This window comes from Chryseobacterium urinae (assembly GCF_030518295.1).
GTDB lineage: Bacteria > Bacteroidota > Bacteroidia > Flavobacteriales > Weeksellaceae > Chryseobacterium > Chryseobacterium mucoviscidosis.
In genome coordinates this window covers 67970-80749 of sequence record NZ_JAULSJ010000005.1, presented here as the reverse complement: position 1 = coordinate 80749, position 12780 = coordinate 67970, and the positions used below count along the sequence as shown (strand labels likewise).

Here is a 12780-nt window from a genome sequence, read left to right as displayed (position 1 = left end):
TTTATTATCTTTTAAATAAACTTTTAATAGTTCGTGGTATCTGCCTGTCGCAAAGCGTTTGCAATGATTTTCAAATGAGCGCAATTCCGAATTTAGAATGAGTGCAATTCCGAAAAGATGCCCTTTACCGCATGAGTGCAATTCCGAATTAAACTTTGTTCTCACCACTTATTTTTACTGTATCTACCATTTTCATCGGCTTTGCCATCCCTCAATGAGTGCAATTCCGAAATCAGCATCATAAAAATCTAAATTTTAACATTTTCTTAACTTCAGCGAGTGCAATTCCGAATTCCGAATGAGTACAAATCCGAAATACGAATGAGCGCAATTCCGAAATCAGAGAATCACAGGATAACCATTGGGCAGTATTTCCCCCATTTTTGTTTCCCTGTAGAATTGTATAATAAGCGCCTGCATTTTGTTTAAAAAAGCCGTTCCCTGATAATTCGTGGATTTTATTCCTTCCAGCCTGTTCATCCTTATAAATTCGCCAAAAGCCTTTTCTATAAGTTGACGAGTTTGCGGAATAGTTTTGTATTGGTAGGAAAACTGGAGTATTTCGCGTTGTCCCAGACCATACCTTTTCTGAAAATAATAGAGTCTCTTTGCAATTCTTGATTTCTCCGCTGTGTGCTCCGACATATTGGTACCGCTTACCATTTTATTGTAAAAAGGATGAATGAAAATAGAATCGCCTTTGTAATGATAATTGAATGAAAGGGTATTGTACTTGTTGAAATTTATTTTTGCAGTTTTGAGGAACTTGAAACAAAAATCATTCGCGGTTTTATAGTTCAGCCCAAACTTTTTGTTCAGTGACGAAAGTTTTATCATGGTTCCATCTTCAGGAAGTTTTGAAAGCCAGATGGCAAAAATAATGTGCTTGTTGTTTCTGATATTATACACCAGATTGTAAAGGATGTAGTTATATTCAGGTATAATCATCAGCTTTTTCAGCCAGTAGCTGCTGATAAGAAAGGAAGTATATCCCCTTTGGTCATAACTTGGTGTGGAAATAAGCCCACCGAATGTTCTAATCTCTTTTCCTTTTGAGTTTACGGATTTATACCAGCCCATTTTGAACCGGGCAAGAAACTCATAGGCTTCTACAACCTGTTTGGTTGAGCCACTCGGAGAGATTTTGCTGTTCCGGATTTTAATAGAGGCAAAAATATTATTTTCAGTTTCAAATTCTTCATCAAATAAAGAGAGCTGCTTTGGACGGTCTTCAGGGCGGAACTGCTCACTACTGATAATCGAGATAATATTAAAAATAACACGAAGCGCATTGATGGGAATATCAGCCGCCTCCTGATCTTCAAAAATAAAATCGTCCACAAAATGATTGCCCAAGCGTATTCTTTCGGGAATTCTCTCATCTTTATCTTCAAATATCCTCCTGACAAGCCTTACATCTTTTTCCGGAATAGCCATACTTTATATTTTAAGTGCTTTTAACTTTGTTATTCTAACAGAACTCTATTCTTTGCAAGACCTACAGCAATTTAATTTTCTCACTTTTTAATGTTTTTGAACCATCGATAAGATTATAATACAGGTAATCTCCTGTTTCATCAGCTCTGAAAACTCTTTTCTCCACTTTCCCGAAATTGGGTATTCTAACTTTTTGAATTCCTTGATACTCGGCGATAATGCCATTGAGGCTTACTTTTTGTCCTGGCTTTATATCTGATAGTTTCATTTTTTATCGTTTTAAAATTTTAAATAGATAAACATCAATACTTATGTTCATTAAAGGATCATTTTGGAGGTTTAATAACAGGGATTGAATCTAAAGACAATTGTCCGTTATCATTCCTGTTTTTTATATAGGGCAAAAGATTTTTCAGTGAGGATTTCCAGTTGGTTATCGGTTTTCCTAAATTATTGCACCAGTTACTATTTGCCCATAAAGCGTACCTCTCCTTAATAGCGGAATGCATAGATTCTTCATAGCCGCTCAGCGTTTTAGCATAGTCTATAAATTCTTCCAAAGAAGGGATGTTGGCTATTATTTTAAAAGGATGCCTATTATCAAAGGATGCCTTCTCTTTCTGTTCTGTAGTTTCGGGAGTATTGATGACGGGTAAACCATCCAATGGCAAATTTTCATTTTTTTCTATTACCGGAATCCGAAGGTTATTTTTTCTTTTTGCCTTTTGGTCTTTTTCATCCTTTTGGATTGATAAAGAATAATCTGGCACTATTCTGTAAGAACAGGAGTACCCATTTTTACTTTCGTACCGGACCAGCCCTGAGTTGAGCAGCGCTTCTTTTGCAGATTTTACCGTTTTTCTTGTTAGTCCTAGTGTATTACCAATCGCTACGTCGGAAACAGTAACATCATATCTGTTATTATCGTTCGCTAATTTCAGCAAATACAGGTATATTGCAACAGCAGTGGTACCCAGTTGCGCTTTTGGGCCAGATTCCCAAAACTTTTGTATAAGTTCCTGATAATACATCGCTACTTCCGGGCAAAAAGCTCTAATACTTTTTGCTTATCAATGATGATAATTTTGCCCTTTTGTATAATGGCTTCATCCAACATTCCGGAGGATTTGATTTCCGAAGCTTTTGAAACAGAACAGCCCAGAACTTTGGCTAATCCTTTCAGTCCGTATTCATGCCTGTTTTCCGAACCAAAGTTTTTGATAATTTCCAAAAATTCCTCAACCGTCAGTTTCCAAAGGGGTGTTTGCGGATCTATCTTTTTCATTTTCTTTCTCTTATTAATTTTAGCTACCTTTTTTTTCCTTAGAAATCCAATTCCTTGCAGCAGCCTGCCAGCAGTTCATTAATTTCCCGTCACTTAATTTCCAACCCTGAGAATCATAAAAGGAATAAAACCCATATGCCTGAGCAGAAGGTAGATCACGTTCATTAAAATATAATTCTACTTCATGAAATTCAGGTGCAGAAAAGTTGTTTTCTTTTGGTAGTAATAATTCTTGCTCCGGGAATACTTTATGTACAGAAATTCCAGATTCCTCAAAGTCAACAATATCAACCAGGCTTCCAATATAAGGGTCGTAACTGGGGGAATACATAATGAATCCTGCCAGATGTAGTTCTTTAATACACTTATGATAGGTTCCAAGGGATTTTACCTTACCCAATCTCATGACCTCACCACGATAAATACGAAAGGGGCTTTGAAACCGGTTCATGCTCCAGCACTGAAAAAGCGCAACATAAATACTGATATGGGATGGATGTAACCGGTTATCTTTAATCACATGCGCAAAAAAATTGATGATATCTTTGGTCTGATTCATGATTTCCTGTTTTCTGTGATTATTTAGAATCTGTAAGCAACTTCTCAATGTCTTTGTAATTATAATACAAGATCCCCCCTATCTTCGTATAAGAAAGGGTTCCGTTGATTCTAAGATTCTGTAAGGTCCCGGAAGAAATATTCAGAAGTTTTTTGACCTCCGAAGTACGAAGCCATAATTTTTGTTCTGTCGTTCTTACCTGAAGCAGGGCTTTAATATCATCCAGCAGCTCAATCTTAAATTGCTGGAGGTCTTCTTTTGTGATAATGGATACTGTCATGATTTCAAAAATTATTTTATTTGACAAATTTTGGGAATCATGCGGGATTTCTTTCGGTAGGTCTTCGGTACTACCGAAAGATTTTTATATACCCCTTATCAATAAAGAAATTGTGGGAAAAGTACTAATAATATGATTTATTGTGTACAAACAGGGAAAAATGGCTATTGATCACCATCTTGGAATGATTGATTCAAATGATCACTAAGCAGCTGAAGGAATTTAGTAGGGTTGGTTTTTCTGCTTTTTATCTCATGAAGTGTCTTATAAAAGTTTCCCAGGTTAATATTGAGTGACTTTTCAGTAAATTTAATAATCTCACTAAACTCAATATTGCCACCATTAAATGAACGGGTATTGTGGAGCGCATATAGAAGTTCCACCAAAGCAGATTTTGACGCAGACCATTGCAGCGGGGATTTATCGGTTATCTTTTCGTATACATACACATTAATTTCTGCAATGGATTTCAAAAGATATTTTTCCAATCGGTCATTAGCCATAATTTGGGAAATAAGGTGGTCATGTGAGGTGGCAAATTTTTCATCATAATCATAAAGACCGGCTTCTATTTTCGTTTTCAGATCAAACTGATTCCGGACGAAATATTTTTGATCAAGATAGGTGGCTCTACGTCTATAGTACTCATAAAAATCGATGTGGTTTTCATAAAAATTTTTCAACACTTCCAATTCGCATTCAAAATATTCTTTCAGGCTTAATTCTCCTGCATTTGGTTTGGCCGCCTCAATTGATAAAAGCTTTGAAAAATAAATAAACTGCGAGATGAAAACGGGCTTGATGTCCTTGAAGAAATAAACTTCGTCGGCAACCGTTGAAAACTGATATAAGCTTACCTCCTGTTTAATGATTCTTATTACAGAATCAATTTCCATCAATGATCTCTCATATAAATCAATAGGATTATTTTTTTGATCAAAACTAATCTGTTCAAGCTTTTTCCCTAAACTAGTCTCTAATCGCTTACACTTTTTAAAAAACGAATTGGCATGCATATTTTAAATAATAAGTATGAATTTTAAAGAATTATAACAAATGTTTAATGATAAATTACACAGCATGAAACCCAATAAAATTATGAATCACCAAACTCATCATTGATTTTTTGAATATATTCTGAAGGCGTTAAAGCTGTTAATTCAATAAAAAATGTAGAAAATTTGGGTCTTGTGGAAAATCCGCATTCATCGGCTATCGTATCAATGGAATACTTCCTCCATTGCACATTGGTTCTTAGCATTTCTTTAGCATAGTCGATCCGTAACCTATTGATGTACGTATTAAAATTAGCTCCTTTATATTCATTTATAACCGCCGATAAATAAGCAGTATTCGTTTTCAGCCTTTTCGCGAGCTGATTTTGAGTAAGCCTTTTTTCTAAATAAAATTTGTTTCGCTCCATAATTTCGAGCTTTTCCAATATTTCGTTTGTCAGATTCTCAGGCAACTTGGAATGTTTTATTGAAACTGTGTCTTCATGGACTTCTTTTTCTAAAATCGGGTCGTTAACAATTTGGTACTTTTTAGCACCTTTTCTTACCTTATAATACCTTGCGGATATTACGAGCAAAGCACCGAAAGAAATTCCTGCAATAACATATCCATAAAAAGCTGAAGATTCCAGTCTTTTTTTGGATGTAAGCAAGTCATTGGTATCATATTCTTTAATGATTTTTCCTGAAAGGTATTTAAAATCATTATGCATCATCCGGTCAAACCGCAGTAATTGTTTGGTATAATACAATTCTTTCTTGTTATCATTTTTATCTTTGTAATGTGTGATAAGCAGCTCAAACGCTTCCCTTACTGAAGGATGTGCAAAATTTCGTCCCAGAAATATACTATCTACTTTTTCTAAATAATTAATACCTTCATTTTCATTGTGATTTCTTAATAGAATTTTACCTTTTAAAAAATAGATCAGCGATGCATTGGTAAAATCACTTTTCTTTTCAATGCCTGCCAAAGCAATATTAAAATTCGACAATGCCTCTCGGTCATTTTCTCTTAGGTAGTCTAGAATCCCACTCAGCTTATAAAAATAGCTTCTTTCTATATAAAAATTTTTATCCTCGGCCGAAGCCTCCAATCCTTCATTAATAAGATCGGAAACCTCATTTATTTTTGATTGATAAAACAGACAGATACCCATCTGATGAAGGCTGTTCAAATATCCCTTCTTCATATTGTATCGAAGATTGGGAAAATCTGTGGGAACGCTTGTATCTCTATAATAAGATCGGCACTTTGAAAAAAGTGTAAAGGCTTCTTCATAATATCCTAGATAACTTTTGACAACTCCTATATGGTACATATTCTTATGATACAAATAGGGATCTTTACTTTTGTCTAAATATTGCCAAGCCTGCAGATACTGATCAAGAGCCTTCTGATATTTTCTGTAGGTAAAGTAGTAAACACTTCCTTTTGTTAGATAGGAATTTCCGATAAGATCGGGGTCATTTGTTTGGGAAGCAGCCCATACAGCACTATCTGCATATTCTATTTTTTTATTTCTCGAAAAGCTCACGGCGTCCCGATATGCCTGGGTCAGTTCCTTATAATTTTTAAATGCTTTCGCCTCTTTAATATAGATATTGACAAACTCAAGAGCACGTTCATCGTTTTCTTCAAAATTATCATAACGTACCCTGTAATCAGAATATCTCTGACCATTAACCAAAAAGCAAAATAAAACACAAAAACAGAATATTATTTTCAAAATAAAAATAATTTAACAGAATAATGTTAATTATATTATAAATATGATTCAAAATTAAGCAAAATGAATCAAGCAAAAAATTATTTCTACACTTTAGGAATCATGCATTACGAATACAATAAAACTATCTGACTTACAATCAATTAACTCATTAATAAACGAGGATCCGATTTATAAATCGGATCCTGAAAATTTATAAATCGAATCCATCACCCTTTTTTTTCGAAAAATTCATGCTCTAAATTCGCTTTCAGAATTCTAAAAAACTACCGGCCGGGATTGTTAATTATTTAATCCCAAAATCATGAAAACCAAAATATTAATACTGCATATTGTTGCAGGAATTTTACTTTCATTTGTTATTTTATCCTGTCGTGAAGAAAGCCTTCCGCAGATTCCTTATCCGGAGATGCCTGTTCTTACGACTGAAAGAATGGTCTTAAAAGCAGACAGTACTCAACTTGAAAATGAATTGGAAACCAGTGAAAAAGATCCGCCAAAGGACCGGGACAACTGGAAAACCAGTAAGTAACCAAATTTTGAACCAACATGGAGACTCAGGTGCAACTCATCATTGAATCGGGAATGGCCTGTCCCGTTAGTGGAATATGGAAAACCATAGGACCTCTTACTACTACCATCCCGGTAAATGAAAAATCTGCTATGCCTACCTATTGTGGCGTAAAAGTACTCTGGATATTATTATACCATTGTTAAAATCTTATTATGAAAAAGAAACTAACACAATTTCCGATATGGATTGCTTATTTTTTTATCCTGTTGTTTTGCTACGCAGCCATCAGCAAAATATTTGATTTTGAAAATTTTCAGGTGCAGATTGCCCAGTCTCCATTGTTAAGTGCTTATGCTATAATAATTACCTATGGAATACTTTTCCTTGAACTATTGGTCTGTTTCTTTTTGATATTTGATAAAACGAGATTTATTGGATTGTACAGTTCCTACATACTGATGGTTCTCTTTAGTATCTATATTTATCTTATCCTCAATTATAGTGAGTTTATTCCCTGTTCCTGCGGTGGGATTCTTGAAAAAATGGATTGGCAAACACATCTCATTTTTAACATAATATGCGTTGTGGTTGTCATAGTTGCTCTTAGTATAGACACCTATGTAAACCACAAAAAACAGGGGAAGCTCTTCTTCAGCCTTCTGATCACAGCAGGGCTCTGTATTACCGGAATGCTCATCATGTATCAAAAGTCAGAATATATTCTTAAGAAAGATAATGGTTTTCAAAGAAGATTTTTACAGCATCCTATCCTTAAAAATGGGACTTATGATTTAAAACTGAACTCCTATTATTTTGCCGGCTTTTCAGGCGACACCCTATATCTTGGGAATTACACAGCGCCGTTCTCACTCACAAAGATTACCAATTTTACGGGAATGGAACGAAGAAATCTGCAACTCGGCCGCACAGACATTAATTTCAGGTCTCCCCTGCTTGAAGTTACAGACAGTCTTATCACATTGTATGACGGAACAATCCCGATCATTTTTGAAGGAACAACCGGGAGCAATAAGCTCACTGAACAAAATATTGGAAAAACTTATTTCAGGAAAATCGAACGAATTGATTATAATCACTTTCTCATAGGTGCTTTCCACCGCAAAAAGCAGATTCAGAGTCTGGGGATTATCAGTAAAGGGAGCAAGGATTCTGTAAGGTTTAATCCACAGCTTTTGGAAAAGCATAAAGAAGGTTTTTTTGAGCCCGATGGACAATTAAATTATGATCCTTTTACAGGTAAGGTTGTTTATGTTTACCATTATAAAAACATGTTTGTAGTTACTGATCGAAATATTAAATCAAAACATGTATTCAGGACTATTGATACCGTCAGCATTCCACGGCTAGGCCTTTCCCACTTAGCCGATGGCAGCAGAAAACTTAACAATCCTTTGGTGGTTAACAAAAGGTCAATTGCCTATAAAGGGGTTTTGTTTGTGGAGTCGGACCGCAAAGGAAAGCTGGAAAAAGACAGGGGTAATAAAGCAATTATACTTGATCTTTATTCTATTCAAGAGCAGAAATACCTTGGCAGTATCAGTATTCCCAACAGAAATAAGGAGCAACGTGTACAATTTACTATACAGGGAAACCAATTGTATGTAATGATAGAAAATGAACTGATCAGATATCGTTTTGCGCAAAACATCACTCAACATTTCATTTCAGGGGAAGCCGAAAACCTGTACAAAGAGTAGGCACCAATAATAAATTTATAACAATGAAAAAAATGAGAAAAATCGCATTGCCATTGGCTATCCTGTTAATCGGAGCAGGCAGTGCGTATGCTACCAATGTAGCATCAGAGACTAAAAAAGCTGATATTCCTGGATGGAAAATTGATCTCGAAAATCCGGAACAGCCTTGTGTCATGACAAGTCAGCTTTGTACGACAGATAATACTGGTATTGTCTGTACAGTAAGTGACGCTTCTGGTGTCCATGACCTGTATGAATCCAGTTGCGAAACTGAATTATTCAGAATTCCTTAACTGTTAGTTATTACCAACTACTAAAAGAAGGGTGCGCTTTATTGAGCACCCTTTGTGTATTTCTGTATCCAGGGGATATTTTTTTTATTCTTCAAATGATAATTAAACCAATCCAGAATTTTAAGGGTCAGGTCTTTCTGAGCTTCAGCCTTGCTTAAACTGTGGCCTTCTTTATCATAAAACAAGGCAATAACAGGCTTGCGGTATTTCCTTAAGGCAATAAACATCGACTTAGTTCCTTCAGGGCTAACATTTCCGTCATCAGTCCCCGTCCACAACAGCATGGGTGCACTGACATTCTGAACAGACATGATCGGATTATTTTTGATGTATTTTTCCGGATTTTCCGCCACCGTGGCTTTGAACCAGTACTGACGGCCTTCATATCTGTAATAGTCGGGAGCATTAAAATGATAATTATACGCATAGTAGGTTCTTACCACATCCGAAACTGCTGATCCAGAGACATAGGCTGCAAAACGGTTCGAATGTCCGGCAATAAAGTTAGTTTCATAACCGCCAAAAGACTGCCCCATGAGCCCGATCTTTGTCATATCCACATTCCTGATTTTCTGTAATTCGTCTAAGGCATTATTAATGCTTTCCAGTGCTGAAATTCCTGCTCCTTTGTCGGATTGTGAGATATCAGCAAGCATTACGGCAAAGCCTTCCTCCATCAATAATGGAATGTTCAGTCCGGTCGGATTCGAGAAGGAAGGCCGCAGAAATCTTTTGGTCATATAATCTTGCTTCTCATATACATGGAGCACTACTGGGTATTTTTTTGAGCGGTCATAACCAAGCGGCATATACAAAGTACCGCTTATGGTTTCTCCATCCGAGCCTTTGTAAGAAATTTTAATCAGCTCTGCCTGTTCAAATTTTTGATTATTCTGATCTGAAACATACATAACCTTTGCGTCTTCTTTTCCTTTCTTTACCACGAGTCTAGGGCGCTTATTGTAGTTTTCTTCAATCCAGTAATAATTTTCACCCTGATTCATCTTTTTAAATTCCGTGATCTCATCAAGAGTCGGCTTTTGGATGATATGCAGCTTCCTGTTTTTTAAACTGGCATAGCTGGTATGGCTATTCTTCGGATTCGTGATTTTTACCAGCAAGCTCTTTTTGATATCTGCTGTCCTGAAGTCTCTACCGTATCCTAATTCCGTACTGGTTCTTGTAAAATCCACCATCTCGATTTCTGAATCATCATTGGCGGTAAACATTTCTTTCATTCTCTGAGTGGCCAGATTATATTCCAAGATCCTGTTTCCTCCTACCCACAGAACTTCTTTCTCAGAAGTAAAATAAGGAATCATAGCAGCAGAAACCTTTACATCTTCCATCACCAGGGTTAGCGTATTGTACAGCTGCCAGTTGTTTTCCCTCTGGATTAACAAATACTTACCGGATGGTGAGATGACCATCTGTTTCCGTAGATCCGTAATCAGGGTATAGGTACCGGTTACCGCATTCCACAAATACAGCCTGTCAAAGCTATTCCCTCCTGCTTTATCCATTTTGTCGACTTGCTGTTTGTCGGTTTCATACATCAGGTAGCGTGAATTGCCGATAGCAGTCTCCCCGAAATATCCGGGGCGGGTCATCAGGACTTGCTTACCGCTTACCGGCTCCCAGTCCACCCGGATAAATTCTGTGATCGCCTTTGCATGCTTTTTAAGGTCGAAGTCCGTTCCGTACCAGATATCAACCATTCCTTTTGAAGGCGGGATTTTCTTTCCTAATTTAAGGACAATACTATTATCAGAACGCGAAGGATTTAAGGTCATCTGATCATAGTCGGCGTACCCACTTCCGTCAAATATATATTGTTTTTTATCCTGAGAAATATTGCATAATTTGGTTTTTCCTTTCTTTCCGGTCTGAATTAGGAAGCCTTTCTGTTTCATGCCGGAAGGCAGAACATTGCTCAGTTCATCACGGGTCGAAAAGATCCCTTCAAAGATCCCTTTATTCAAAATCAAAGCTTCATTCAGATCACCTGTTTTCTTTTTAGCGATGGTCTCTTCACCTTCGGAATAGATATGCTGAATACCGGAAATGGTTTGCCTAAGGTTCGTATCATCATCATAAACTTCCAGCCTGTTTCCTTCTTTTTCGGTATACAGTACCATAAGAGTATTCTGCTGTTTATTGTAGATGCATTTTTTGACATGATAAAAAAAAAGGGATTTTCCTGTTTCGGGATTAAGGTATTCTAGGGTATCTTTTGCCTGTATCACAAGGTGATTCCCCACAAACATGATAAAATCAATATCTTTTCTTTTTTGTCTATTGTCTTTATCCACTGTGCTTTGCAGCATCATTTTCTTTGTCCCGTCAGAAGTGAAAATATACCATGCCAGCCATTTGCCGTTATCAGAAGCTTCGGGAAATTTCATTTCTTCGGTATCCTTAACCAGCTTTTCCAGATGCTCATACCGCTGGGCTGAAAGGTTTTGTGGCATAATAATGAGAAGAAATATCCATACTACTACATAGAAACTTCGCCTTAGGAAAGATTTGAAAGTGATATAATCAATATGTGACGCTTTAATATCCATCATTTTGTGGTGTTAAGTGACTATTCAAAAGCATTTCTTTCTGCGGGAGTGGCAGATATTGATTGGCCAGTTTCCAGTTAGGCTTTACCGTTTGTAAAAGGTCCAATTGTCCCCATCTTTTAAGGTCAATAAACCGGCTTCCGTGTTCTGCAAAAAATTCTTTTCTTCTTTCATTTTTTATTTCTTCCATCGCTTGGGCCTGTGAAATAGAGGTATTGAGAGGTGTTAGCCCCGCCCTTTGTCTTGTCTGATTGATAAAAGGAACTGCCTGGGCTGTTTTGTTCTGCATGGTTAAAGCTTCCGCCAGCATCAGGTACACATCTTCCAGTCTGTAAATGATAGAATACTCTGTCGTATTAGTAGCGGTAGTCACCTTATATTTGGTCTGTTTGTAATTGATCTGGGAACCAAATATCACTGGTGTGAAATAGTTTTGTCTTCTGAGGTCAGCCGAAGAAAAGGAAGCGATTAGATCCGGATTCAAAATAAATGAGGTAGGTGCGCCCACAAAATTATAAAGTACAGCTTCGCTTGTCGGGTCAGTATTGTTCTTAGGTTTCAGCTGCCAGATAATATGCTTTCCTGCTTTCTGAAATACTTTGGAAAGGTCATTTTGAAAAACATAGTCAGTATTCTGGATGACCGTTTGGCATAAGGCTTCTGTTTCCTGCCATTTTCCCAGCATCATTTTCAATTTAGCCTGTAAAACCAAGCCTGCTGCTTTGTTGACATAAATCCTTTCTGCATTCCGGTATGCTGAAGGCAGAAAGTTCACCGCTTCCAAAATATCGGCATCCAGCCTTGGCAGAAATTCAGTCTTAGGCATTCTGCTTAAGGTCGAATTATATACATAATCTGTCGTAGTAGTATATGGAATCTCCCCGTACATTTGGTACAGGTAATAATAGATAAGGCATCGGATGAGCATTGCTTCGCCCTTTATTCTGCTTTTTGCTGCTAAAGAAAGGCTTTGGGATTTTTCTACCCCTTCTATGATACTGTTGGCCATATACACCTGCTGATAAGCCGTCGTCCATACCTGGCTCACGGTAGCATTGGTCGCCAGCGGCTGGTTATGGTAGATATCCAGGATTCCGTTTCCGGCACTGGTAAAAACGCATGTAATATCATCGGTATAATTTCCCAGTAAAGCACCGGAGCCATCTGTGGTGCCGCTGATCACGGAACCGGTCCATAGTCCGGAGTACAATCCTGCGAGTGCCGCATCTGCGGTTTTCTCATCTTCAAATACCTGCTCTGTGGCCAGTTGGTTGTTCGGAAAATCTGTTTCTATAAATTTCTCACACGATACTGCGCTTAAAGCAGCATAAAGCATCAAAAGAAGTGCTATTATAGAGTTTATAATATTTTTCATTGTTAGTTG

General features: G+C 37.0%; 14 protein-coding genes. 4 read left to right on the top strand and 10 right to left on the bottom strand.

Annotation, left to right across the window (positions count from 1 at the left end; all coding sequences use genetic code 11):
- Positions 1–339: 339 nt before the first annotated feature.
- From QWT87_RS04550 to QWT87_RS04515, 8 genes are all read right to left on the bottom strand, one after another.
- On the bottom strand, positions 340–1437 hold the full coding sequence (locus QWT87_RS04550; RefSeq protein WP_098972200.1) for a hypothetical protein: 1098 nt from the start codon (positions 1435–1437) through the stop codon (positions 340–342).
- Positions 1438–1498: 61 nt separating this feature from the next.
- The gene (locus tag QWT87_RS04545) at positions 1499–1705 is read right to left on the bottom strand and encodes a hypothetical protein (RefSeq protein ID WP_098972202.1); all 207 of its coding nucleotides are present in this window, start codon (positions 1703–1705) and stop codon (positions 1499–1501) included.
- 58 nt (positions 1706–1763) lie between these two features.
- Positions 1764–2468 carry a hypothetical protein gene (locus tag QWT87_RS04540; protein ID WP_098972203.1) on the bottom strand — a complete coding sequence of 235 codons (705 nt, stop codon included), beginning with the start codon at positions 2466–2468 and terminating at the stop codon, positions 1764–1766.
- 2 nt (positions 2469–2470) lie between these two features.
- Positions 2471–2722, bottom strand: a complete 252-nt coding sequence (locus QWT87_RS04535) for a DUF3853 family protein (protein WP_098972205.1) — start codon at positions 2720–2722, stop codon at positions 2471–2473.
- Positions 2723–2741: 19 nt separating this feature from the next.
- The gene (locus QWT87_RS04530) at positions 2742–3281 is read right to left on the bottom strand and encodes a hypothetical protein (RefSeq protein ID WP_098972207.1); all 540 of its coding nucleotides are present in this window, start codon (positions 3279–3281) and stop codon (positions 2742–2744) included.
- A 19-nt stretch (positions 3282–3300) separates the two neighbouring features.
- Positions 3301–3561, bottom strand: coding sequence for a helix-turn-helix domain-containing protein (locus QWT87_RS04525; RefSeq protein ID WP_098972243.1), 261 nt, complete (start codon positions 3559–3561; stop codon positions 3301–3303).
- A 164-nt stretch (positions 3562–3725) separates the two neighbouring features.
- Positions 3726–4457, bottom strand: a complete 732-nt coding sequence (locus QWT87_RS04520) for an RteC domain-containing protein (protein WP_228426248.1) — start codon at positions 4455–4457, stop codon at positions 3726–3728.
- 200 nt (positions 4458–4657) lie between these two features.
- A complete protein-coding gene (locus tag QWT87_RS04515) occupies positions 4658–6265 on the bottom strand; it encodes a helix-turn-helix domain-containing protein (RefSeq protein ID WP_098972247.1) in 1608 nt (535 codons plus the stop codon).
- A gap of 343 nt (positions 6266–6608) precedes the next feature.
- Between QWT87_RS04515 and QWT87_RS04510 the strand changes: the two genes are divergently transcribed.
- Genes QWT87_RS04510 through QWT87_RS04495 form a run of 4 tightly spaced genes read left to right on the top strand, consistent with a single transcriptional unit; the run spans position 6609 to position 8829 of the window.
- Positions 6609–6836, top strand: coding sequence for a hypothetical protein (locus QWT87_RS04510; protein WP_098972248.1), 228 nt, complete (start codon positions 6609–6611; stop codon positions 6834–6836).
- 17 nt (positions 6837–6853) lie between these two features.
- Entirely contained in the window at positions 6854–7021 is a 168-nt protein-coding gene (locus QWT87_RS04505; RefSeq protein ID WP_172957637.1) for a hypothetical protein, read from the top strand.
- Positions 7022–7030: 9 nt separating this feature from the next.
- Positions 7031–8536 (top strand): MauE/DoxX family redox-associated membrane protein, encoded by a 1506-nt coding sequence (locus tag QWT87_RS04500; protein WP_098972250.1) that lies wholly within the window; start codon positions 7031–7033, stop codon positions 8534–8536.
- A 23-nt stretch (positions 8537–8559) separates the two neighbouring features.
- Positions 8560–8829 (top strand): DUF6520 family protein, encoded by a 270-nt coding sequence (locus QWT87_RS04495; protein WP_050022320.1) that lies wholly within the window; start codon positions 8560–8562, stop codon positions 8827–8829.
- 38 nt (positions 8830–8867) lie between these two features.
- Here QWT87_RS04495 and QWT87_RS04490 read toward each other — a convergent pair whose 3' ends face one another.
- Both QWT87_RS04490 and QWT87_RS04485 read right to left on the bottom strand, forming a co-directional pair.
- Positions 8868–11399 carry an alpha/beta hydrolase family protein gene (locus QWT87_RS04490; RefSeq protein WP_098972252.1) on the bottom strand — a complete coding sequence of 844 codons (2532 nt, stop codon included), beginning with the start codon at positions 11397–11399 and terminating at the stop codon, positions 8868–8870.
- Positions 11386–12771: a RagB/SusD family nutrient uptake outer membrane protein gene (locus tag QWT87_RS04485; protein ID WP_098972254.1), complete on the bottom strand. Its 1386-nt coding sequence runs from the start codon at positions 12769–12771 to the stop codon at positions 11386–11388. The genes QWT87_RS04490 and QWT87_RS04485 overlap by 14 nt, the downstream gene beginning before the upstream one ends.
- Positions 12772–12780: the final 9 nt, after the last annotated feature.